The sequence below is a fragment of the Methylomicrobium album BG8 genome (genome assembly GCF_000214275.2).
Lineage (GTDB): Bacteria > Pseudomonadota > Gammaproteobacteria > Methylococcales > Methylomonadaceae > Methylomicrobium > Methylomicrobium agile.
On record NZ_CM001475.1, the window covers coordinates 3,487,111 to 3,511,884 of the forward strand.

The following is a 24,774-nucleotide window of genomic DNA, read 5'->3' on the forward strand; positions in this document are numbered from 1 at the left end:
AAGCGCGGGTCTCGACACCGGTGCTTTACACGCTTCCCCCAGAAAGAAGGTGTTTGGCGATTTTGCAAGCGGTTGTTTTTATTTCTCTTAAAAAAATCATGGGAGACCTCAAAACGTTAAAGCCTACTTTGTTTGACGAACGGATTCAGCATCAAATCGTCCGCGTCGCCGAAACCCGGCCTGGGTCCCAACCACACGCTCCAGCCCAACTGCGCGCCGCCGTTCATGCTGTCGGGCCGTTCGGTCTTGGGCCGCCCCAGCGAGACTTCCCGGGGCACCTGGTCGCAGCGCAAAATCAGATTGATGTCCCAGACGAATGCATCGCCGACGTAATTGCGCACGATCGCGGTCAGCTTCGCCAACGCTTCCGCGCCCGGCAACAGCGCCAAATACTGCGTCAACGACAACGGCCCCACGGTCAGCCGAAATTTATGCTGGCAGCCCCAGACGTACGCGCCGAGCAGCGCCGATTGGCCGAGCGTCGCCACCTGCGGCGAATAACCCAGGCGCGTATGTTCTTCCGTTTCGATTTTCATCCATTCACCGACGAACTCTTCGACGCGGACTTCGACGCCCAACAGATCCGAGGCGACCGCCCGCAAACCTTCGGGATTTTTCGCCTGCTCGGCAAAACGGCCCGCATAAAACCGCTTCGCCCGATCCGGCAACGCATCCCGTGCCCGAAAAGCCTGGCCGCCCAACCCCAACAACGTATCGACGTAAAACGGAAAGCGGTCGACAGACGGCCGGTCGTAGGCGACTTCCGGGCGCGCGTCGGCCCAGGCCCGATAAAACAGGCACAGCATGCGGTGATGAAAAACGTCCGCGAACGCGGACAAGGTGGAATCGTGATGGTTTCTGAGCCGATCGCGCACATATTCGGTCAAATGCAGCGGCAAAGGCCCGTTCGGACCGAACAAACCGAAAAAATGCACCGCCAGGCGCGGCGGCGCGGCGTCACGGGAATAATGCGCCAAGGCGGACGCAGGAAATTGAAGCTCCGGCACTTGCCCGAGACGCACCGGATCGTCGGCCGCCTTCAAGCTGTCGCCCAATTTCGGTTTATCGGGATGCCAGGTTTCGATCAAGCGCATCGCCTCGAAAAAATCGAAGCGGTAAGCGGCCTCTTCCAGCTCGGCGCTTAAAAAATGTGCCGCCGTCCGATTCTCGCCGGCCATCTGGCCACCTCTCCGCGGTCGGTCGAACGCACCACCGTTTCGACAAACGAATTGATCGACACGTGCTGCGCAAAAAACTGTTCCAGGACTTTACCCATCAAAAAATAACCGCCGCCTTCAAACGCCGATTCGTCGAGCGTCAACGACACCTCCAAACCGCGCCCGAACACGATCGGTCCTTTGGTATCGATCCGGCGCACGACGTTTCTGGCGCCGACCGACACGACGCCTTCGATTTGTTTGCGCTTGACCGAATCGCGTTGATCGGCGTAAAGACTCAAGAGCTCGCGCAAGGCCACGGCGCCTTGACCGGCATCGCTGTCGATCAGCGACAAATAATTCAAAGAAAGATGGCTGATCAGACGCCAGACCGTATCACCCTCGTATGCGGCAGGCAAGGGCCGCGTGGGCCCTGCGACGCAACGGATCGTTTGCACCGGCGCGCCGATCTGCAACGTGAAGTCGGTGTCGCCTACGCCGACCGGCATCAACAGCGGCAGATCGCGGTTCGTGCATAAAATGTCCAGGCCCAGCATCGAGATGTTCGGCGAAAACGGCGCTTCCGCCGCATCGACCAACGAGACGAACATTTCGCTACCGATATAACTGGAGCGGATGCCTTCGCGCCGCTGCCTGGAAGACAACACGCGTTTGCGGCGATTCAGCGTATAAAACGCGGTTTCGCCTTGGCCTTGATAGGCGCTGCGCGACCCGTAAAACGGCAGAAACGTTTGCTCGCTGCGTTGTTCGCTGCCGTAACCGGTCATCTGCTCGATGCTGTGGACTTCGTAATCCATCGGCCGCGTCCGGTCGACGACGACATGGAATTCGGATTGGCGCGGGTCGACGTGAATGCGGTCGCTCCGCTTCGGGAACAGATTGATCGCCGGCACGCAAAACAAACCGAAATTCGACTTGTCCAGCGCATGAATCAAGTTGGCGTCGCTGCGTTCGAACAGCACGAACAACTCCAACTCGTGCCCCGGACAGGTGCCGCACAACGGCGCCAGACCGGAAAGTTCGACGAACAAATACCGCTCGGGAAACGCAAAATATTCTTGCAGCATCCGGTAACCGGTGAACGAGCGCGGGGTGTTGCGCAGCATCGCTTCGTCTTCGGCAAATCCCATGCCCCGCACGAGCCCGGCACTCTCCGCATAGTTCACCCGAGCGACCTCGTTGACGCGAAATTTGCCGGCCACCGCTTTGCTGTTGGCCAGCAGTTGCTCGTAGAGACGGTAAGGAATGCCGGCCGTGCCGCGTAAAAACAGCGTCAACGTGTCGAGTGCTATTTTATCGAACGGCACGCCGGCCGTGGTATTCAGTACGATGCGCAACGCGGCTTTGACGTTCGTCAAATGTTTGCCGGACGTCAGGCCGCAGGCGGATACGGCCGCCAGGGTCGGCAAATAATCGACCTGCCGTATTTCGAGCGGAAACAATTTGAGTGGATGCGCGGTGCGGTATTCGCAAGCGATCTGCTCGCCTTTGCCGATTTGGCCGCGCAGCACGGTGTCCCTAGGAATCACGAAGCCTTCCGCCAGACCGGACTCGCTCAATTTCGGCGCAAACTCGACGACCGCCATCGACGGCGTGCTCGCCAAATAATGCGGGTAAACGATTTCCAGCAAATTCTGCGTAAAGCGCGGAAACTCGGCATCGATCTTGAGTTGCACGCGCGCCGCCATGAACGCGAAGCCCTCGAACAAACGCTCGACATACGGATCGGCGCACTCGAAGGTATCGAGGCCCAAACGGGCGGCGATTTTCGGATATTCGGCCGCGAATTCGGCGCCGATCTCGCGCACATGCTGCAATTCGCGGTTGTAGTAATTCAATAAGCGGGGATCCATACCCTAACCTCCCAGATCCTTGACCGTCACCTCTCCCGTTTCGAGGTCAAAACTGCTGCGGATGAACAAATGCGTCGGCAACGGCTGCGCCCATAACTCGCCTTCTATCGTAAAAGATACCGCTTGTTGGTTCATTTTGCCTTCATCGGACACCAATTTGACCGTCAGCGAATTGGCAAGAATTCTCGGCTCAAAGTCGAGAATCGCTTGTTTGATCTTGCGCTCAATTTTAGCCGCATCCATGCTGCTGACCGAAGTACCGGAAGATAACGGCGTACCGTAGTTGATCACCGAATGTTCGACAAAAGGGTAAGCTGTCAGATCGACCATGGTATCGAACGCGGAAGCGCTCAACAACCAACCCAAATCGCGCAGTACGCTTTGCCTCAATTGGCGCAAAGACAACACCCGTTGCTCCCGGCTTTCGATTGATTTATCAGGGGCGCCGTCGGTCAAACGGTCCAGTAAGGACGGCTGCAAACGCTCTTGATGGGTCAATTCGGCCATGATGCGTCAACTGTCGGGATGATTGAAAACCAATTCCCGGATTTCGAACAGCGCATAATCGCGATCGTTCGTGGCCAAGACTTTTTGACCGATACCAAACGCATGGCCTGGATACGGTTCCAGCCATTCGGTCTTGCGCGCCAAGCGGATCGCGGAGTCTGCCGACGTTTCCGAACCGGGGTAACGCGTGGGAATAAAGCAGGCAGCGCCGCCGCCGTTTACCCAAGTCACTTGGGCCGGCAACCAAACCAAGTCGCGCAAATCGACCGGCACTTCGATTGCCAATTTGCGTACTGCTGTGCTTGGCACCCAATAATATTTACCGTTCACGATCAGCTCCAGCACCGGTCCCAAGCGGGTGTCGGTGTCGGCCAGCCAGTCAAAAGGCTCATTGTTGACCGTGCCGGTGACCGTCGGTGCCTGTTCATAGGCCTGATCTCGAACCTGTAACGCGGCTTCGTAATTGCCCGCATTGAGCAATTTTAGCGATTCCAATAACAGTGCTTGCCATTGTTGCGGCTCGCCGAACATGATCGGCATCGTGTGCGCCTTGAACACTTTCTCGCGGAGCAGTTCGCAGCGAATCGTTTCGCGATAGGTCTGCACCATCGGAAAGTTTTCGGCAGACAATTCGCCGGCAACATTCAATTGCGCCAACGCTCTTTCCCAATTGCCCAACACCGCCAACAACTGAAACAAAAATACCCGGTGTTTCGGATTGGCGGAGTCTTTTCTAACCTGATCCTGTAACTGTTTCAGCGATTCATCCAAATCGCCCATTTGTAAACTTGATTCAGCGCTCACGGCAAATAATCCTTAAACGGCAATAAAAAGAACCGGGCAAAAAAATTGCCCGGTCATTTTTTAGCAAAGGCTTAGCCTGATTTGACGTTTTCTTCGATGTTCCATGCGCATACGCCCGCAGAAGCAGTTTTACCTTTATCATCCTGTTTGAAATATTCAAACTTGAATTCGGCAAAATTCACCGACACGTTTTCGGTCAAACGATCCTCGCCACCACTCCCTCCGGTCGAAACCGAGGAGATAATGCACTTTTTCAGCGTGATTTCAATATATTTTTCCTGTGTTTCCCCTGCCTTGCGACATAATAGAACCATTTGATCTATATGCGTCCCGCCACAACAATGTAATTGGATTGCCGGAGACGCCGCATCAATGTACTTGGTAAACGAGATATCCTGCACATTGACTTTACCGGCGCCGCCGCCGCCACCTACATGAAACGAGCCCGATTGCGACATACCCCAAGACCAAGCCAAAATGTCGATATCGCCTTTTGCTCCTTGAGCCTTATCCTTCGACTCTCCCTTGATTTTAGATCCCATGTTGATAAACATATCTACAGCCATTTCAATCTCCTACTTAGTGTGATTAATGAATAGTAAAGCATTTAAAATACTTTGCCGGCAAAGCGAAAAAGCTTTCCGCACGCCTAATTAGCCGCTTTTTGCGGAAGGCAATTTCGAAACCAGACGCAATGAGACCGTCAGTCCTTCCAACTGATAATGCGGTCTTAAAAAGAACTTGGCACTGTAATAACCTGGGTTGCCCTCGACCTCCTCGATAACGACTTCGGCAGCCGCCAGCGGTTTTTTAGCCTTAGTAATTTCGCTGGAGTTGATCGGGTCCCCGTCGACATATTGATTGATCCAATTGCCAAGCCAACGCTCCATGTCTTCGCGCTCCTTGAATGAGCCGATCTTGTCGCGCACCATGCACTTCAAATAATGCGCAAAGCGACAGGTCGCGAACAAATACGGTAGGCGTGCCGCCAGATTTGCATTGGCGGTCGCGTCCGGGTCCTCATATTCGGCCGGCTTTTGCAGCGATTGCGCCCCGATGAATGCCGCAAAATCAGTGTTTTTCTTGTGGATCAGCGGCATGAAACCGCTTTTGGCAAGCTCGGCCTCGCGCCGATCGGTGATTGCGATCTCGGTCGGGCATTTCATGTCGACGCCGCCGTCGTCGGTCGGGAAGGTATGCACCGGCAAGCCTTCGACTGCGCCGCCGGATTCGATACCGCGAATCCGCGAGCACCAGCCGTACAGTTTGAACGAGCGGTTGATGTTGACTGCCATCGCATACGCCGCATTGGACCACGTGTATTTGCTGCTGTCGCTGCTCTCCGTATCTTCCTCGAAATTGAACTCTTCGACCGGATCGCTTTTTGCGCCATACGGCAGCCTGCTCAAAAAGCGCGGCATCGCCAAACCGAGATAACGCGCGTCTTCGGACTCCCGCAGCGAACGCCAAGAGGCATATTCCGGCGTGGTGAAAATCTTGGTCAAATCGCGGGGATTGGCCAGTTCCGACCAGCTTTGCATCTGCATGACCGCCGGCGCCACGCCAGAAATGAACGGGGTATGCGCGGACGCGCTGACCTTCGCCATTTCGCCGAGCAATTCGACGTCGGGAGGAGAATGATCGAAATGATAGTCGCCGACCAGACAACCGAAAGGTTCTCCGCCAAACGTACCGTATTCTTCTTCATAAAGCTTTTTGAAGAGCGGGCTTTGGTCCCAGGCAGTCCCCTTGAATTTTTTCAATGTCTTACCGAGCTCATTTTTTGAAATGTTGAACACGCGGATCTTCAACATCTCGTCCGTTTCGGTATTATTGACCAGATAGTGCAATCCCCGCCATGCGCTTTCGAGCTTCTGGAAATCGGGGTGATGCATGATCAGGTTGAGCTGTTCGGAAATCTTTTGATCCAGGCCAGCAATAATCGCCTGTATGCTGCCGATCACGTCATCGGAAATTTTCGTGACGTCCTGCAAGGCATATTGCGCGAGGGTAGAAATGGCCGTATTCACATGACTGGCCGCCTCGGTGCCAGGCTTGAACTCCTTTGCCAACAGCGCGGAAAATTCATCAATTTCCAGGGTTTCTGTTGCCCCTTGTGAGACTTGGCTTTCCAATACCGACATGACTAACCTCCGGTAGTTTCTGAAGCGGTTGCGTCACCGCTGGATTCAGCAGGTTTCGCCGATGCGACAAGCGACTGTAGCAGAGCCGGATCGTTGATCAGTTTACCGATCAATTCTTCTGCGCCGGTTTTCCCGTCCATGTAGGTGATCAAGTTGGCCAATTGCTGTCTGGCTTCGAGCACTTTGTCTAGTCCGGCAACTTTTCTGACAACTGCAGCCGGTGAAAAATCATCCATGCTTTCAAAGGTGATATCGACACTCAGGTTGCCCTCGCCGGTCAAGCTATTCTGAACCGGAAAAGCGACCCGAGGCTTCATCGATTTGAGCCGCTCATCAAAATTATCGACGTCAATTTCGAGCAACTTGCGGTCGGCGACGGGTGGCAAAGGCTCAGACGGCTTGCCCGACAAATCCGAGAGCACTCCCATTACGAAAGGGAGCTGAACTTTCTTCTGCGAACCGTACACTTCGACATCATATTCAATCTGCACGCGAGGCGCACGGTTTCTTTGGATAAACTTTTGACTACTTTCGGCCATGCCTCTACCCTCTCTATTTTTAGTTTGATAAAAAAATTATTATTCCGACGCTTCCGGACCTTTGATCATATCCATTTGGGAAATCGCATCCGGCAATAAATTCTGCAGAATTTCCATAAAATCGGCGGTGACAAGACGCTTTGCTCGATGCAGTAAAATAGGCACAGGGCTCGAAGGCTCGGATTCCCTATAATATTTGCAGATTAGATCAAGGGCTTTTAACACATCCTGGCGCGAATTGATCTCTCCGACTCCAACGTTTTGTTTACGGGGCAAATTAGCTTGCTGCGAAGCTTGATCGCCGGCAGGTTCTTCTTCACCGGACAGTTCCGCTGTTTCCTGCGCGGCCATTGGCGCATACTGGTTATGGGCTGACTGCATCTCTTTCAAGAGAGAAGCCAAGGACGATAAGTCGGCTCCATTACCGATTCCCACCTGAATGTTGACAAAGTCCTGGAGTCGCCGAACCAGATCCACACTTTCGACGATGGCTTGATACATGAACGCAATGCTTTCAGGAGGCAGTTCCTGAAAGGCGGCTTTGATCACACCCAGGTCGGTTCTTGTTTCTCCCTCGGGTAAACTGATCTTATCGGTCGAAATCTGAATATCGCGTAAACTATAGCGACCAACCGCTTTCGAATCGGCTAGCGGCGCCAAACTCAAAGGCCTGAGCACGGAATCAAAGTTATTCAATTCCTCAAGAATGTTGATCCGCATGGTGGGATCGAGATTATCGTCCGGATCCAGGACAGGATGAATTTCGACCCAGTATTTTTCCAGCAAACCCAGCAATAACGACAGGCCGTCCCGAAAACCCGGGATCCCTTCAAGCGGAATCAACGCTCGCGTCAGGTAGACGGCGACCTGCAGATCCTTACTCCGTTTCAGGATCGCCAGCGCCGATTTTTGAATGTCCCGCCAGTTTGGTGGCTGTGCCTTTTCGCCGGTGATCGGATCTTCCGGTTTACCCTGGATATCTTTGGCTAACTCCAGATAAGCGGAGTCATACTCCAAGTAATCCCCGCAAGGACTATCCGGTGAAATTTCTTCGAGTAACTCATCCAAGTCAGCCATAAATAGTCTGTTCAGCATATTGGGACAGTAAAGCGCCGGATTATGTTAATCGAGTTCCGACTCTAATTCAAAGAAAAAATCCCAAGAAGCTGTCTGGCAAAACAAGATATTGTAAAATCAAGATTTTTTTATTGTGATATAGCAAATGGGATACAAAAGTGACCTCACGGATGCGGAATGGGCATTAATAGAACCAGATTTTCAGCCGCGGAGTCGTCGAGGGAGTTGACGCAAACATGCCATCAGAACGGTAATCAACGCGATTCTGTATATTGTCAAAGGCGGAATAGAGTGGCGAATGATGCCCAACGGTTTTCCGCCGTGGCAAACGGTTTATGATCATTTCAGCAAATGGAACAAACGTGGCGTTTGGGAGGCCTGTTCGGATCGATTGGTCGCCTATCGCCGTGAACAGGCAGGTCGTGCCGCCGCACCGAGCTATGGCATTATGGATGCGCAAAGCGTAAAGACCGTCTACGCCAGTGAAGAGCGCGGGATTGACGGCGGCAAAAAGGTCAAAGGGCACAAGCGACATATTGTCGTGGATCTCTTGGGTAACTTAATTGTTTGTCATGGTCCATGCCGCGAATCTCAGTGACACAAAAAGCGCCTGCGAGGTAGCAGAGAACGGTTGATAAATGGCCTTCATTGCAAGCTTTTCCGGCCGATGCCGGCTATGGCGGCACTGCGGTAACATTTTGCACGGAAACATTGCACAAGCCTTTAACACATCTCCAAGAAAATCAAAGATGGCTGGGCGGTTCTGCCGAAACGTTGGGCTGTTGAACGCACTTTTTCATGGCTTGGCAATTTTCGTCGCCTCTCCAAAGAGGTCGAAATTCTCACTGCCACTTCCGAAAACATGATTCGCATCGCCATGCTTAAAATAACACTTGCAAAATGCGTTTAATGTTTTGCCAGACAGCTTCTTAGGTGTCAGTCGTTATTACACTGAGATTGGGGCGCTTATGAGCGTCATCTTGACAGCGACCAGCATGAAGGGGGAAGCGCAACACGCAAAAGATTGAACGCAAAAATTTAAATTTCAGAACCTGGATTAAGCGGCTCACTCGGAAAACGATTTGTTTTTCTAAGCTGGAAATAATGCATGATACGGTCATCGGGTTACTGATTAACAAAGTCGAGTTTGGCTTGGATATTCATGCTTAATTACAGATTTAATCCACTACCCCCGAATTATTGGAACTCTGCCTGGCCCGGGGAGCGCGGGATAATACCACGATCGTCCTCGCGGGATGCTAGAAACCGGGATTCGCTAAACGGATCAAGCAACTCTTTAATCATTTTACCAACAATCATTAATATTGCTTTGATTCTTAGAGATATTGTTCTTGACAAGAAAAACGCTTAGCGATTTAATCGCAGCCAGACTCCTTCTAAACAATCACCCAAACAGAAGTTGGGCGTCTTAACTGAAGTCTTGAGCGAAATCATGAATTTTCAACAGATTTATACGGGGATGCGGCTATGCCAAAATTAATTCGACATATCGGTTACGGAGTTCTGACGACGGGATTAGCGCTTGTAGCCGCCAAAGCCCATGCCGCCCCCGATCCCTGTGCCACGGTGTTCAGCGAGCTCGTTCAAAGCGAATTGTCGCTTACCTCGGCGCAAGAGGATCTTGTATCGACCTGTAGGTACCAGAATGCCGGTGACCAATTGACGCCATACCAGGCGCTTGCGCAAACGACGCTGGCAATTTCAATCGCCAATCAGCAATTCCGGAACGTAAAAAACCGGCTGATACTGTTGCGCCGCGGCCTCGGCAGCGGGATCGATGTCAACGGCCTCAATCAGCAGTCGACAGACTCGCTTTTACCCGCTTCCTTATCCGGATTTTCCCGCCAGTCAAACGGCGGCGGCGCCAGTGGAGACAAGGACAGCCCGTTCGACAGACTGGGCATATTCGTTAACGGCAACTTCGGCGTCGGCGATAAGGACGGCACCGACCGGGAGTTAGGGTTCGAGTACGACAGCCAGGGCGTAACGGCGGGGATCGATTACCGCTTTACCGATAATTTCGTGCTGGGCGGCACCTTCGGCTATAACGCGATCAAATCCGATTTCGATGCATCCAGGGGAAACCTGAACCTGGACGGTTACAGTTTTTCGCTCTACAGCACCTATTACAACGACGACTTCTATCTCGACACCATATTTTCGGGCGGCTGGAACGAATATGACACCCGCCGGAACATCCAACTGCCCGGCTTCAATCAAACGGCTCTCGGCAATACCCGCGGCAACGATTATTCCTTCAATGTCACCGGCGGCTACGATTTTCATCAGCAAGGCTTGACCTATGGCCCCTATGGCCGGGTCAGTTATCAAAACGTCCAGATCGACGGCTATCAGGAAAATACGAGCAACCCGGGTTCGACCGGCTTCGGCGCCGTGACATCGATCGGCAAGCAAAATGCCGTTTCCCTGCAAACCGCTTTGGGAGGTCAACTTTCTTATGCGATCAGCACTTCATTCGGCGTATTGATGCCGACCGCGAGAGCGGAATGGGTGCACGAATTCCACGACGGCAGCAGGCCGGTGAACTGGAGCTTCGCCAATATTCCAACCCAGACTGCTTTCGTCAATCTCAGCGACGGCGCCGACCGTAATTTCGGAAATCTGGGGGCGGGCTTATCCGCAACGTTTACGCACGGCGCCTCCGCTTTTTTATTCTATGAAACCATGGTCGGGCGAGACCATATTTCGGAGCATTCGATCAATGCGGGCGTACGCGCCGAGTTTTAAACCGCTTCGGCATGATGGATTTTATCCCCTGCATATAAGTCCAGCCCCGTAGGGTACGCTGTGCGTGCCATCAATGTCGCAAGGTACGCACTACTCGGCAATTGCTCCTGCATTGCTCTCGATTGCGTATTCCCGACGCGATCTGCCTCCCCCATCCCTGGGGTCGTACCTCCTGCATCCCCGCTGTCGAGCGTACCACAACCCGTAAGATACAGATACCGAACGGAACATTGATCCCGTCCGTAACGTTTGGAATCGCGCGAGTCCAGACGAGGATTTTATGCGGGCGGCAGGTCTTCAATCGTGGGGAACGGAGTTATAAATCATGCCCTTATACACAAGTTCGTCATTCCGGCAGGGATTGCCGGAATCCAGGCTACAGGGACGTATTACGCTTGCCATCCCTGGCTCTGGATACCCGCTTCCCGGCGGGTATGACGACATTTGTGTAAAGGATATTGGGTTATAAACCCCGTCCCGCTATAGCCCAGCGCTTCAGCTAACCAGCGCAAAGATCAGGCAACGTAGCCGTCGTATCGCTGCCACCGTCTTTATCGGATACGGTAAGGCTTGTTGGCTCAGAAGCAGAATACACAATAAAAGCACTGTGTTCCGGCTCGTAATCAAGCGCAACAGGGTCGCCGCTGGAATAATTATTGACGGTTTGCTGATAATTCGTCGTAGAACAAGACTCGGTACTAGACGAACAGGTCTCGACCGACCAGTTAATGGTAAGAACGTACGACTCAAGAGCGTTTGCCGGATCGGAGTAAGTTACAACCACAGCTCCTCCCTCGCAACTATACCATGAAGCATCCGTAATCGTAGGCGCCACGTTGTTGACGGTGACCCGGGCGGTATCGCTGCCCACCGCCCCCTTCTCATCGGTTACCATCACGGTCACCGTATAGACGCCGTTATCGCCGTAGACATGGTTGAGCGAAAAATTCTTACCGGCCAGAGTCAACGAATGAATGCCGGTCCCGTCGCCGTAATTGACGATCGCCGACCAGGGGCCGGTACCGGAATCGGCGAATGAGCCCGTCTGGCTGAACGCCGCGCCTTCATCGATGGTCGCATCGGCGCCGGCATAGACCTCCGGCGCCACGTTGTTGACGGTGACCCGGACGGTGTCGTTACCCGTCGCCCCCATCTCATCGGTCACCGTCACGGTCACCGTATAAGCGCCGTTATTGCCGTAGACATGGTTGAGCGAAAAATTCTTGCCAGCCAAAGTCAACGGCTGAACGCCAGTCCCGTCGCCGTAATTGACGGTCGCCGACCAGGGGCCGGGGCCGGAGTCAACAAATGAGCCCGTCTGTCTGAGTGTCGCGCCTTCATCGATGGCCGCATCGACGCCGGCATCGACCACCGGCGCCACGTTGTTGACGGTGACCTGAACGGTGTCGCTGCCCACCGCCCCCTTCTCATCGGTCACCGCCACGGCCACCGTATAGACGCCGTTATCGCCGTAGACATGGTTGAGCGAAAAATGCTTGCCGTTCAGCGCCAGTTCGCCGCTCGTCCCGTCGCCGTAGTCGATGGTTGCCGACCAGGGGCCGGGGCCGGGATCGACGAATGAGCCCGTCTGGCTGAACGCCGCGCCTTCACCGATGGTCGTATCGGCGCCGGCATCGACCACCGGCGCCACGTTGTTGACGGTGACCTGAACGGTGTCGCTGCCCGCCGCCCCCTTCTCATCGGTCACCGTCACGGCCACCGTATAGTTGCCGTTGTCGCGGTAGAGGTGTTCCAGGCTGAAGGTCTTGCCGTTCAGCGCCAGTTCGCCGCTCGTCCCGTCGCCATAATCGACGGTCGCCGACCAGGGGCCGGGGCCGGGATCGGCGAATGAGCCCGTCTGGCTGAACGCCGCGCCTTCATCGATGGCCGCATCGGCGCCGGCATCGACCACCGGCGCCACGTTGTTGACGGTGACCTGAACGGTGTCGCTGCCCGCCGCCCCCTTCTCATCGGTCACCGTCACGGTCACCGTATAGACGCCGTTATCGCCGTAGACATGGTTGAGCGAAAAATTCTTGCCGGTCAGCGCCAGCTCACCACTCGTCCCGTCGCCGTAATCGACGGTCGCCGACCAGGGGCCGGGGCCGGAATCAATGAATGAGCCCGTCTGGCTGATGAACGCCGTGCCTTCATCGATGGCCGCATCGGCGCCGGCATCGACCACCGGCGCCACGTTGTTGACGGTGACTTGAACGGTGTCGCTGCCCACCGCCCCCTTCTCATCGGTCACCGTCACGGTCACCGTATAGCTGCCGTTGTCGCGATAGAGGTGTTCCAGGCTGAAGGTCTTGCCGTTCAGCGCCAGCTCACCGCTCGTCCCGTCGCCATAATCGACGGTCGCCGACCAGGGGCCGGGGCCGGAATCAATGAATGAGCCCGTCTGGCTGATGAACGCCGCGCCTTCATCGATAGCCGCATCGGCGCCGGCATCGACCGCCGGCGCCACGTTGTTGACGGTGATCTGAACGGTGTCGCTGCCCACCGCCCTCTTCTCATCGGTCACCGTCACGATCACCGTATAGACGCCGTTATCGCCGTAGACATGGTTGAGCGAAAAATTCTTGCCGGTCAGCGCCAGCTCACCACTCGTCCCGTCGCCGTAATCGACGGTCGCCGACCAGGGGCCGGGGCCGGGATCGACGAATGAGCCCGCCTGACTGAACGTCGCGCCTTCATCGATGACCGCATCGGCGCCGGCATCGACCACCGGCGCCACGTTGTTGACGGTGACCTGGACGGTATCGCTGCCCGCCGCCCCCTTCTCATCGGTCACCGTCACGGTCACCGTATAGTTGCCGTTGTCACGGTAGAGGTGTTCCAGGCTGAAGGTCTTGCCGTTCAGCGCCAGTTCGCCGCTCGTCCCGTCGCCATAATCGACGGTCGCCGACCAGGGGCCGGGGCCGGGATCGGCGAATGAGCCCGTCTGGCTGAACGCCGCGCCTTCATCGATGACCGCATCGGCGCCGGCATCGACCACCGGCGCCACGTTGTTGACGGTGACCTGAACGGTGTCGCTGCCCGCCGCCCCCTTCTCATCGGTCACCGTCACGGTCACCGTATAGACGCCGTTATCGCCGTAGACATGGTTAAGCGAAAAATGCTTGCCGTTCAGCGCCAGTTCGCCGCTCGTCCCGTCGCCATAATCGACGGTCGCCGACCAGGGGCCAGGGCCGGGATCGACGAATGAGCCCGCCTCACTGAACGCCGCGCCTTCATCGATGGCCGCATCGGCGCCGGCATCGACCATCGGCGCCACGTTGTTGACGGTGACCTGGACGGTATCGCTGCCCACCGCCCCCTTCTCATCGGTTACCATCACGGTCACCGTATAGACGCCGTTATCGCCGTAGACATGGTTGAGCGAAAAATGCTTGCCGGTCAGCGCCAGCTCACCGCTCGTCCCGTCGCCGTAATCGACGGTCGCCGACCAGGGGCCGGGGCCGGGATCGACGAATGAGCCCGTCTGGCTGAACGCCGCGCCTTCATCGATGACCGCATCGGCGCCGGCATCGACCACCGGTGCCACGTTGTTGGCAGTGACCTGAACGGTATCGCTGCCCGCCGCCCCCTTCTCATCGGTCACCGTCACGGTCACCGTATAGTTGCCGTTGTCGCGGTAGAGGTGCTCCAGGCTGAAGGTCTTGCCGTTCAGCGCCAGCTCACCGCTCGTCCCGTCGCCGTAGTCGACGGTCGCCGACCAGGGGCCGGGGCCGGGATCGACGAATGAGCCCGTCTGGCTGAACGCCGCGCCTTCATCGATGACCGCATCGGCGCCGGCATTGACCGCCGGCGCCACGTTGTTGACGGTGACCTGGACGGTATCGCTGCCGCTGCCGCCATCGTCATCGGTCACCGTCACGGTCACCGTATAGGCGCCGTTGGCGTGGTAGGTATGCTCCAGGCCGAAGGTCTTGCCGTTCAGCGCCAGTTCGCCGCTCGTCCCGTCGCCGTAGTCGACGGTGGCGGTCCAGCTGTCCGTGCCGGGATCGATAAACGTGCCCGCTTGGCTAAACGCCGCGCCTTCATCGATGGCCGCATCGGCGCCGGCATCGACCGCCGGCGCCACGTTGTCGACGGTGATGGTCGTAGAAACCTGGTTCACCCCTCCCTGTCCTGTGACACGCAGGACTACTGTCTGAACAGAAGGACCATCGATACCCTGGAAGCTTGGCGTTGCGCCGGATGTTTCGAAGCTTCCGTCATTGTCCAGATCCCATTCGAAAGTCAGCGTATCGCCATAAGGATCATGCTCGGAATTGGCGCCGTTAAGAGCAACCGAACTGCCTTCATTAACCGTATACGTTCCTCCGGTATCGGCAATCGGCGGCCTGACTCTCGCCAAATCTTCATCGATCTTGCCGTCGCCATCGTCATCGATCCCGTTAAACAGCTCTTCGTCAATCCTTCGGTCGCAATCGTTGTCAATGCCGTCGGCCGGCACCGTTTCGGTCGGGCTGCACTCATCCGCGATTTTCGCCAATCTGGCCCCACCCGAATAGCCATACGAATCGGAGGCCGCAAAACCATAGGAATAGACGCCGAAAGGCACATTCTGAGGATCATGGCTTATTTGATGCACGCCGATATCGACCTTGATTTGCGCGCCGGAAAATCCCGTCGCCCCTATCGCGGTAAACGGCCCGGAAATCGCGTTTCCATCCAGGCGCAAGCCTCCCAATTTGTCCGTCGGCGCGACGATATTGATATAGTTTTCGAAGCGAACCGGATCTTCGGGCGGCGTGCTGATCAGGTAGTCGGCGCCGAACTGCTCGGTCGGAGGAATGATCATCATGAAAGGATCGGATACCACGCGATCGGCCGTGGTCCCTTTGGAATACTGAACCACCAGCGCCGGTCCGCTGGTGGTAATTTGGTGAAACGAACCGGACGCCAGATCGACTTGTTTGAATTTTCCTCGTTTCAGCTTGGCGACGGTTTTTCCGTCAATGTCGACTTTGGTCCCGTTCTTGGCCGCCAGGATCCGGAAAATATCGCCACCGGTCCGGGTAGCCAAGGGTGTGGTCAAAAACGACGTCCCCCAGGTATCGATCGGCGGAATTTGTTCCACCAAATGGTCGCAAGCCAACGCCCGGGCCGGCACGACACCACATTGATGGCCGCCGAATACCGATACCGGTTTGGACGAGATGACCGCCGAACCGGTCAAATCGGCGGCAGTACCGCCTTTGGCCTTAAACTGAATGCTCTGCAGCCGGTTCAGGGTGAAACGGGCGGACTTGCCGGCCTTGATCGATTTTACATCGGGCCCTTCGAGCGTCTTTGCTTTCGGCGTGATCGTGACCTCTGTCCCGTCTTCGTACGCGATGATGAGCAACTCGCCAGGTAAAGACTTCTTCGCGTTCGCCATCGAAGGCACGATGTATTCGGTGCCCGAACTGTCGATCGGCAAACCCAGATAAGCATCGGTCGTAAATACTTTCTGGTTCAATCCATAAACGACGAACTCATCGGGCGCCGACAAAAGCAGCCCCTTGTCTTCGATTCTGCCGCTTCCCGTGGCGCGGACCGTTACCGGCAAGCTGACCGGCGTTATCGTTCCCGGGTCTACCGAAAAGTCCGCCGGCCCGAACCCGGCACCCTGCACGGTCACCGTCGTGGCTTTGGCGGCGGTCAGGTAAAAGCTGACGCTGCCTCCGCCGTCATAATTTTCCATAAAGCCCAATACGAAGGCTTTTCCCTGATTATCCGGCGCCGCAAAAGCCGGAGGAATGACGCCAAGGGCCACTGCAACAAAAAAGTGGATTTGCAGCAGCCCGAGCAGCCGGGACTTCAATTCGAGTTTCATGATCCTTTCTCTCCCCCAAACGATGAAACGATTGCAACGGCCATCGGCTCGGTCATTTCCGAGTTTCTCAAGCGGCGCCGCAATGATTATTATTTTATTATTCAAACTGTTCGTATAACTCAAGCCTTCAAGGAAGGGCTTCCCTCGGGCCGCCGCTAGCGAGAAGACTGAAAACGGCCCAATCCATCCGGCGGCACGGCCGCCAGTCGAACGATATCGCCGCCTTTAGCCCAGGCGGTTCGATTTCGGACGGCAATAGAGCCAATAGCGCCGCCCCAGGCCTTTCGGGCCTTGCGCCCAAAGAAATGAAGAAGGCCCCGGAATAAACGGGGCGAAGAAACTGACTGTAACGAGACGGATGGCCTAAAAACGCCCGAAGGACTGCCCTCGCTTTACCGCATAAGCTCCGTACGAGGTTATCCATACGGGCGATAAGAAGACAATATCCCGATCTTGTTCATCGATCGCGAATTTCCGTGCGCTTAACCACATAGCGATTTCGCTGGAATATAAACCAAAAATTTTTTACGATCAAATTCCGTTTAGCGCCGCCCAATCCGCGTTCTGGAGGCGCCCGGGCCGGGCAGTTAGCGCCGCCACTCCGACCTCAGCTTTTCCCGGTTCAATGCCAGCCACTGCAGCGCCAGAATCGGAATAGCGGACTCGATTTCGCCGCTTTCAAGCATCCCGTAGGCTTCGGCGAAAGGCACGGCGCGCACCAGGATGTCTTCGCCCTCATGATCCAGCCCGTGAATGCCGCCGACGTCCCGGCTGTCGACCTTGCCGCAAAACAGCGTGATCATTTCCGAATAACCGCCGGGAGTCGTATAAAACCGCATGACCCTGATCAGCTCCTCGACCGCGCAGCCGGCTTCTTCTTTCGCTTCCCGGTAGGCCACGTCTTCGGCAGTCTCTCCGTCCTCGACCGCACCGGCGACGATTTCGAGCAGCCACGCCCGCTCGGGATTGCCGATCGCGCCGATCCGAAACTGCTCGATCAAAACGACGGCATCCCGTTCCGGATCGTACAGCAAAACCGCCACGCACTGGCCGCGGCCGAACAATTCACGCTCGATCTCGCCGCTCCAGCCGCCGGCGAACAAGGTATGCCGGAGCCGGTATTTTTCCAGACGGAAAAATCCCGAGTAGCCGATTTCCTGGCTGATGATTTCAAAGGTTTTGCTCATTTGCCTCGTTTATATTGCACTTTGTAGATTACGCCCAGCTGATCGTCGCTGATCAGCAAGCTGCCGTCGGGCAGGGTCAGCACGTCGACCGGTCGGCCGAGCACCTTTTCTTCCTTGGTCAGCCAGCCGTCGATGAAGACTTCCTGGTCAACCGGTTTATTATCCCTGAAAGTCACCAGTACAACCCGGTAACCGTCCGGCACCGAACGGTTCCAGGAGCCGTGCTGGGCCACGAACAGCTGGTTCCGGTAATGTTCCGGAAACTGCTCGCCGCGGTAGAACCGAATGCCCAAAGCGGCAACGTGCGCGTTGAACTTCCAGACCGGCGGCGTATAGTCCGAGCACTGCTTACCTTTGCCGTATTCCGGATCGGCGATCGCGTCGCCGTGGCAGAAGGGATAGCCGAAATGCTCGCCGATTCTGGACCAGCGGTTCAGTTCGTCGGGCGGCAGGTCGTCGCCCAGATAATCGCGTCCGTTATCGCTGAAAAATAGGCCCTCGGTTCCGGGTTGCCAGTCGAAGCCGACCGTATTGCGGATGCCGCGGCCCAGGATTTCGAAATTGTTGCCGTCCGTGTCGACCCGGACCAGCGACGCATACACCGGCCGTTCCGGATTGCAGATATTGCAAGGCGCGCCGACCGCGGTATACAGCTTGCCGTCGGGACCGATGCGCAGGTATTTCCAGCCGTGGTGCCTGTCGGTCGGCAGCTTGTCGTACACGACCGACGGCTTCGGCGGGCTGGCCAGATTTTGCAGGACATTGTCGTAACGCAAAATGCGGCTGATTTCGGCCACATACAGCGCGCCGTCTTTATAGGCGACTCCGTTCGGCATCGTCAAACCGTCCGCAAGTACGTAAAGCGTTTCGGCGGCGCCGTCCCGATCCTTGTCCTGCAGCGCATACACCTTTCCTTCCCGGCCGGTGCCCGCGAACACGACACCGTCGTCACCGAACGCCAGGCTGCGCACGTTCGGCAAATTCCGCGCGAACAGCGAGATCGAAAAACCCTGCGGCACATTCAATTTGGCAATCACGTCTTCGGGAGCCGTTTGCTGCGCACAGGCGGAGAATCCCAAGCCGAACAGCAGGGCCGAAACCAAGATGGATTTCAAATGCTTCATAACACCCTCCTTTAAACTTTTCTTGTATATTATCACTCTGACCCGTATTGATTTCACTTATTCAGTCCCTATTTTGTCGATATACCAACCCCTTCATAAAAGGCAAACACCATGATGCGAATTTTCCTGTTTTTAGCGACCAATGTCGCGATACTGGTGGTGATCAGTATCGTTTTCAACGTGCTGGGCTTGAGCGGCGTCCTCGATGCGCAAGGCGTCAACCTGAATCTGAATGCGTTGCTGGTGATGTCCGCCGTGATCGGAATGACCGGCTCGTTCATTTCGCTGCTGATGTCGAAATGGTCCGCAAAAAACGCGATGGGCGTGTACGTGATCGAACAGCCGCAGAATCAAACCGAACGCTGGCTGGTCGACACGGTCGCGCGTCTGGCCCGGCAAGCCAATATCGGCATGCCCGAAGTCGGGATGTTCCGGCAGCCTGAAGCGAATGCGTTCGCGACCGGCTGGAACAAGAACAGCGCGCTGGTCGCGGTCAGCACCGGCCTATTGGAATCGATGAGCGCCGACGAGGTCGAAGCGGTGCTCGGCCACGAAATCAGCCACGTCTCGAACGGCGACATGGTCACGATGGCGCTAATGCAGGGCGTCGTGAACACCTTCGTCTATTTCTTCGCGACCCTGATCGGTTATGTGGTGGACCGGGCGGTGTTCAAAACCGAACGCGGCTACGGCCCGGCCTACTACATCGTGCAGATCGCCGCGCAGATCGCGCTGGGCATCCTGGCTTCGATGCTGGTGATGTGGTTCTCGCGCCGCCGCGAATTCCGGGCCGATGCGGGCGGCGCGCGACTGGCCGGGCGCCAGAAAATGATCGGCGCGCTACGCGCGCTGCAGCGCACTCAGGAAACCGCGACGCTGCCGGGCCAGATGGCCGCCTTCGGGATCAACGGCGACGGCAGCCTGACGCGCCTGTTCATGAGCCATCCGCCGCTGGAAGAGCGAATCGCGGCCTTGCAGAACAACCGCTAAACCCAAGCCGGGGCGGACGACATCCGTCCCGTTCCGGCGCCGAGTTTCCGGCGCTTTCCGATCATATATGCCTCCCTTACCCCAGACCTGCCAGGTTTTCAAAACCTGGCAGGTCTGGGATGTTTCATCGTTCCCACGCTCTGCGTGGGAATGCAGACTGAACCGCTCCTGCGGTTCGGGACGCAGAGTGTCTTTCAATGTGTTCCCAGCAGAGCGTGGGAACAATAAGCGGAAGTTATTTTTAACCCAAACCTTTGCGCGCGTTGAATTCCAGCCGCCCATTTCCCCCGTTTTATGGGATAATTCCACCAATTTTGTGAAATTATCCCGATCGCACATGAAGTTTCCCACCATCGAATCCTTCGTCGGCAACACGCCCCTGGTCCGCCTGCAGCGTCTGCCCGGACCGAACAGCAATACGATCCTGGCCAAGCTGGAAGGCAATAATCCGGCCGGTTCGGTGAAAGACCGGCCGGCGCTGAGCATGATCCAACATGCCGAAGCCCGGGGCGAAATCAAGCCCGGCGACCGGCTGATCGAAGCGACCAGCGGCAATACCGGCATCGCGCTGGCGATGGCGGCCGCGATCAAAGGCTACAGAATCACCCTGATCATGCCCGACAACATGAGCGCCGAGCGCCGCGCCTCGATGAAGGCCTACGGCGCCGAAATCATCCTGACGCCGGCCGCCGGCAGCATGGAAGCCGCGATCGACCTGGCCCGGCGGATGGAAGCGAACGGCGAGGGACGCATTCTCGACCAGTTCTCGAACCCCGACAATCCGCGCGCGCACTACGAAGGCACCGGCCCCGAAATCTGGCGCGATACCCAGGGCACGATTACCCATTTCGTCAGCTCGATGGGCACCACCGGCACCATCATGGGCACCTCGCAATTCCTGAAAGAAAAAAATTCGGCGATAGAAATCGTCGGAGTTCAGCCGGAAGGCGAATCCAAAATCCCCGGCATCCGCCGCTGGCCGCAAGAATACCTGCCTAAAATCTACGATCCGGGCCGCGTCGACCGGATCATCCGGGTCGACCAGCACGCGGCCGAAGAAACGACCCGCGCATTGGCGGCGCGCGAAGGCATCTTCGCGGGCATCTCCTCCGGCGGCGCGGTGTATGCCGCGCTGCAACTGGCGCAGGAAGTCGAGAACGCGGTGATCGTCGTGATCGTCTGCGACCGGGGAGACCGCTATTTATCGACCGGCGTGTTTCCGGACTGATTACCCCGTATTACAATTCCGTTGAATTAAGGCTGCAACGTCATTCCTGCAGGGCGGGATTTGCCGAGTGTTGAAACTCGGTAGGTTGGGCTGACGTCAGGAAGCCCAACATGGCTAACAGATTATTGTCGGGCTTCGCCTTGCTCAGCCCGGCCTACGGTTCTAAAGAATTCGGCGAAGACGCCGGCCTTCGCCAGAGCTTGACGCCGAGTTAGCAAGCTGCGTAACCTGACGCAACGATTGAAAACCGCAGGCACGAATTACCGACCTACCCTAACGGAATACGACACCAAAGGAAGCCCCCCTCTAAATGGCCATTAAAAAAACCGAACTCTATTCTTCCCTCTGGGCCAGTTGCGACGAACTGCGCGGCGGCATGGACGCCGGCCAGTACAAAGACTACGTGCTGACCCTGCTGTTCATGAAATACGTATCCGACAAATACAAAGGCGATCCTTACGGCATGATCGTGGTACCGCAAGGCGCCGGCTTCGACGACATGGTGGCTTTGAAGGGTGATAAGGAAATCGGCGAAAAAATCAACAAAATCATCAGCGCGCTGGCCGAAGAGAACGACCTGAAAGGCGTGATCGACGTCGCCGACTTCAACGATGAAGACAAGCTCGGCAAGGGCAAAGAAATGATCGACCGCCTGTCCAAGCTGATCGGACTGTTCGAAGGGATGGACTTGTCCGCCAATCGCGCCGACGGCGACGACCTGCTGGGTGATGCTTACGAATATCTGATGCGCCATTTCGCCACCGAATCCGGCAAATCCAAGGGACAGTTTTACACCCCGGCGGAAGTGTCGCGCATTCTCGCCAAAGTCATCGGCATTAACCCGAGCACGCCGCAAGACGCCACCGTTTACGACCCGACCTGCGGTTCCGGCTCGTTATTGCTGAAAGCCAGCGACGAAGCCCCGCGCGGCCTGACCATTTTCGGCCAGGAAATGGACAACGCCACCAGCGCGTTGGCGCGCATGAACATGATTCTGCACAACAACGCTACCGCCAAAATCTGGAAGGGCAACACCATCGCCGATCCGCAATGGAAAGACGGCAACGGCAAACTGAAAACCTTTGACTTCGCGGTCGCTAATCCGCCGTTCTCCAACAAAAACTGGACCAGCGGCATTAATCCGCAAGAAGACGAGTTCGACCGCTTCGTCTGGGGCATTCCACCGGAGAAAAACGGCGATTACACCTTTTTGCTGCACATTCTCAAAAGCCTGAAAAGCACCGGCAAAGGCGCGGTAATTCTGCCGCACGGCGTGCTGTTCCGTAGCAACGCCGAAGCGCGCATCCGCGAAAACCTGATCAAGCAAGGCTATATCAAAGGTATCATCGGTCTGCCCGCCAACCTGTTTTACGGCACCGGCATCCCAGCCTGCATCATCGTTATCGACAAGGAAAACGCCGCGCACCGCACTGGCGTTTTCATGATCGACGCCAGCAAAGGCTTTATCAAAGACGGCAACAAAAACCGCTTGCGCGCCCAGGACATTCACAAGATCGTCGACGTGTTTACCAAGCAACTGGCCTTGCCGCGCTACAGCCGCAGGGTGGCTTTGAGCGAAATTGCCGCCAACGATTACAACCTGAATATCCCGCGCTATATCGACAGCGGCGAGCCGGAAGACCTGCACGACTTGAGCGCCCACCTGCAAGGCGGCATCCCCAAGCGCGACATCGACGCGCTGCAAGCGTATTGGCAAGAGTTCCCCAACTTGCGCGACACGTTGTTTGCCGAAGACCGCCCCGGATATTGCCGGGCTTTGATTGCCGCCGCGCAAGTCAAAACCACGATTTTGCATCATCCCGAATTCGAAGCCTTTGCCCGGCAAAGCCTTAAACCTTTTGCCGCATGGTGCGAACGCGCGGCGTTGAAGAAGATAACCATCGGCCAGCATCCCAAAGCCATCATCCAAAGCATCAGCGAAGACTTGTTGCAAACCTATGCGGGGACGCCGCTGCTGAACAACTATGACATCTACCAAATCCTGATGGATTATTGGTCGGAGACGATGCAGGACGACGTTTACGTGTTGGTGCAAGATGGCTGGCTAGCCGGTAAAACCCTGCGTGAACTGATTGCCAACAAGGGCGAAAAGCTCAAGGAAGCGCCCGGCCTCGTCATCAACAAACGCAAATACAAAACCGAACTGATCCCGCCGGCGTTGATCGTGGCGCGTTACTTCCAATCAGAGCAAGCCGTCATCGACCGAATTCAAACCGATCTGGATGCCGCCACTCAGGAACTGGAAAGCTACCTCGAAGAACACAGCGGCGATGACGGTTTGCTGAGCGAGGCGCTGAACGACAAGGACAAAGTCACCGCCGCCGGCGTCAAAACCCGATTAAAAGTCGCCAGCGAGACGGAAGAAATCGCCGTACTGCAACAGGCGCAAAGCCTGTTCGACACCGAAGCCGAAGCCAAAAAATCCCTGAAGGAACATCAGGAAGCGCTGGATTTAAAAGTATTCAAGCAATACGCCCAGTTGAATGAAGACGCCATTAAAACGCTGATCGTTCAGGATAAATGGCAGGCTACTTTACAAGCTCATATTCAAGCCGAAATCGAGCGCGTCACCCAACAACTGGCCAATCGCGTTAAAGAACTGGAAGAGCGCTACAGCGAGCCGCTGCCGGGCATTGAAACAGCGGTCGCGGCCTTGAGCGAGCGGGTTTATCGACACTTGGAAGCCATGGGAATTCGGCTCAGTGGAGAGTTGAAAATAGAGAGTAAAGAATGAAGCGACTAGACCGCCAAAAGGCTTCGCACCCATTCGCGGACGGGGTCAATTCGATGAATTTAACCAACAATCTACAGCCCTTAATAAAAGTATGTAGGGTGGATAAGCGTCAGCGCATCCACCAACCCAATAACTCATGAGCAACTATCAACGCTTGCGTATCACTGGTGGCTGTTATTTCTTTACCGTCGTCACTTGGCGGCGCAGGCGGGTTTTTATCGACGACGCGCGCGTTCAAATGCTCCGGGATGCCTTGCGCAAAGTCAAGCAGACGCGGCCGTTTCAAATCGACGCCATGGTCGTGCTCCCCGACCACCTGCATTGCATTTGGCGGCTGCCGGAAAATGATGCGGATTATTCATCCCGCTGGCGGGAGATTAAAAAAATGGTTTCCCGCCAAATCGACACCACCACCAACGCTCGCCAAGAACGTTTGGTGTGTGGCAGCGCCGATTTTGGGAACACGCTCTACGCGACGAAGACGATTGGCGGCGGCACATGGACTATATTCATTACAATCCAGTCAAACACGGATTGGTGCAACACCCCGGACATTGGCCGTGGTCGTCGTTCGCCGGCGCAGTGAAAAAAGGTTGGTACGATGCGGATTGGGGCAGCCAACCGCCAAGCAATATAGACGACCTGGAGATCGAATGACCCAACCCACATGCAAATGCAAGAAGCGTAGGGTGGATAAGCGCCAGCGCATCCACCAAACAGCAAAACCTTGCCTTATTGGAAAATCGGTGGATGCGCTGGCGCTTATCCACCCTACGGATTTACTGATTTTGG

17 protein-coding genes and 2 pseudogenes are annotated in these 24,774 nt (G+C 56.1%); 8 read left to right on the forward strand and 11 right to left on the reverse strand.

The window, feature by feature from the left end:
• Positions 1-116 precede the first annotated feature (116 nt).
• From tssG to tssA, 8 genes are all read right to left on the reverse strand, one after another.
• On the reverse strand, positions 117-1,178 hold the full coding sequence (gene tssG / locus METAL_RS15035) for a type VI secretion system baseplate subunit TssG (RefSeq protein WP_005373610.1): 1,062 nt from the start codon (positions 1,176-1,178) through the stop codon (positions 117-119).
• On the reverse strand, positions 1,142-3,031 hold the full coding sequence (gene tssF / locus METAL_RS15040) for a type VI secretion system baseplate subunit TssF (RefSeq protein WP_005373612.1): 1,890 nt from the start codon (positions 3,029-3,031) through the stop codon (positions 1,142-1,144). Before tssF ends, tssG begins: the two co-directional genes overlap by 37 nt.
• Before the next feature lie 3 nt (positions 3,032-3,034).
• Positions 3,035-3,538, reverse strand: a complete 504-nt coding sequence (gene tssE, locus METAL_RS15045; protein ID WP_005373614.1) for a type VI secretion system baseplate subunit TssE — start codon at positions 3,536-3,538, stop codon at positions 3,035-3,037.
• Positions 3,539-3,544: 6 nt separating this feature from the next.
• Complete coding sequence (locus METAL_RS15050; RefSeq protein ID WP_005373617.1) at positions 3,545-4,342, reverse strand: type VI secretion system accessory protein TagJ; 798 nt, start codon at positions 4,340-4,342, stop codon at positions 3,545-3,547.
• Positions 4,343-4,413: 71 nt separating this feature from the next.
• Positions 4,414-4,908, reverse strand: coding sequence for an Hcp family type VI secretion system effector (locus tag METAL_RS15055; RefSeq protein WP_005373619.1), 495 nt, complete (start codon positions 4,906-4,908; stop codon positions 4,414-4,416).
• Between the two features lie 87 nt (positions 4,909-4,995).
• Positions 4,996-6,486, reverse strand: coding sequence for a type VI secretion system contractile sheath large subunit (gene tssC, locus METAL_RS15060; RefSeq protein WP_005373621.1), 1,491 nt, complete (start codon positions 6,484-6,486; stop codon positions 4,996-4,998).
• Positions 6,487-6,488: 2 nt separating this feature from the next.
• A complete protein-coding gene (gene tssB, locus METAL_RS15065; RefSeq protein WP_005373623.1) occupies positions 6,489-7,025 on the reverse strand; it encodes a type VI secretion system contractile sheath small subunit in 537 nt (178 codons plus the stop codon).
• A 39-nt stretch (positions 7,026-7,064) separates the two neighbouring features.
• Positions 7,065-8,102 (reverse strand): type VI secretion system protein TssA, encoded by a 1,038-nt coding sequence (tssA, locus tag METAL_RS15070; protein WP_005373625.1) that lies wholly within the window; start codon positions 8,100-8,102, stop codon positions 7,065-7,067.
• Positions 8,103-8,388: 286 nt separating this feature from the next.
• Between tssA and METAL_RS21675 the strand changes: the two genes are divergently transcribed.
• The 4 genes and pseudogenes from METAL_RS21675 to METAL_RS15080 all read left to right on the forward strand — a co-directional run bounded on the left by METAL_RS21675 (position 8,389) and on the right by METAL_RS15080 (position 10,871).
• A complete protein-coding gene (locus tag METAL_RS21675) occupies positions 8,389-8,700 on the forward strand; it encodes a transposase (RefSeq protein WP_245549541.1) in 312 nt (103 codons plus the stop codon).
• Positions 8,701-8,865: 165 nt separating this feature from the next.
• A complete protein-coding gene (locus METAL_RS21680; protein WP_245549542.1) occupies positions 8,866-9,012 on the forward strand; it encodes a transposase in 147 nt (48 codons plus the stop codon).
• A 95-nt stretch (positions 9,013-9,107) separates the two neighbouring features.
• Positions 9,108-9,272 (forward strand): annotated as a pseudogene (locus tag METAL_RS21105) (IS1 family transposase); the annotation flags it as partial.
• 318 nt (positions 9,273-9,590) lie between these two features.
• On the forward strand, positions 9,591-10,871 hold the full coding sequence (locus METAL_RS15080) for an autotransporter outer membrane beta-barrel domain-containing protein (protein WP_005373627.1): 1,281 nt from the start codon (positions 9,591-9,593) through the stop codon (positions 10,869-10,871).
• Positions 10,872-11,370: 499 nt separating this feature from the next.
• Here the strand turns inward: METAL_RS15080 and METAL_RS20115 are convergent, their stop codons facing one another.
• From METAL_RS20115 to METAL_RS15095, 3 genes are all read right to left on the reverse strand, one after another.
• Complete coding sequence (locus METAL_RS20115) at positions 11,371-16,698, reverse strand: PKD domain-containing protein (protein WP_005373629.1); 5,328 nt, start codon at positions 16,696-16,698, stop codon at positions 11,371-11,373.
• A gap of 587 nt (positions 16,699-17,285) precedes the next feature.
• On the reverse strand, positions 17,286-17,885 hold the full coding sequence (locus tag METAL_RS15090; RefSeq protein ID WP_005373631.1) for an NUDIX domain-containing protein: 600 nt from the start codon (positions 17,883-17,885) through the stop codon (positions 17,286-17,288).
• On the reverse strand, positions 17,882-19,009 hold the full coding sequence (locus METAL_RS15095) for a PQQ-dependent sugar dehydrogenase (RefSeq protein WP_005373632.1): 1,128 nt from the start codon (positions 19,007-19,009) through the stop codon (positions 17,882-17,884). The genes METAL_RS15090 and METAL_RS15095 overlap by 4 nt, the downstream gene beginning before the upstream one ends.
• Positions 19,010-19,120: 111 nt before the next feature.
• Between METAL_RS15095 and htpX the strand changes: the two genes are divergently transcribed.
• From htpX to METAL_RS15115, 4 genes and pseudogenes are all read left to right on the forward strand, one after another.
• The gene (gene htpX, locus METAL_RS15100; protein ID WP_005373634.1) at positions 19,121-19,999 is read left to right on the forward strand and encodes a protease HtpX; all 879 of its coding nucleotides are present in this window, start codon (positions 19,121-19,123) and stop codon (positions 19,997-19,999) included.
• Positions 20,000-20,336: 337 nt separating this feature from the next.
• Positions 20,337-21,227, forward strand: a complete 891-nt coding sequence (gene cysM, locus METAL_RS15105; RefSeq protein WP_005373636.1) for a cysteine synthase CysM — start codon at positions 20,337-20,339, stop codon at positions 21,225-21,227.
• A gap of 310 nt (positions 21,228-21,537) precedes the next feature.
• On the forward strand, positions 21,538-23,982 hold the full coding sequence (locus tag METAL_RS15110; RefSeq protein ID WP_005373640.1) for a type I restriction-modification system subunit M: 2,445 nt from the start codon (positions 21,538-21,540) through the stop codon (positions 23,980-23,982).
• 136 nt (positions 23,983-24,118) lie between these two features.
• Positions 24,119-24,639: pseudogene (locus METAL_RS15115) on the forward strand (REP-associated tyrosine transposase).
• Positions 24,640-24,774: the final 135 nt, after the last annotated feature.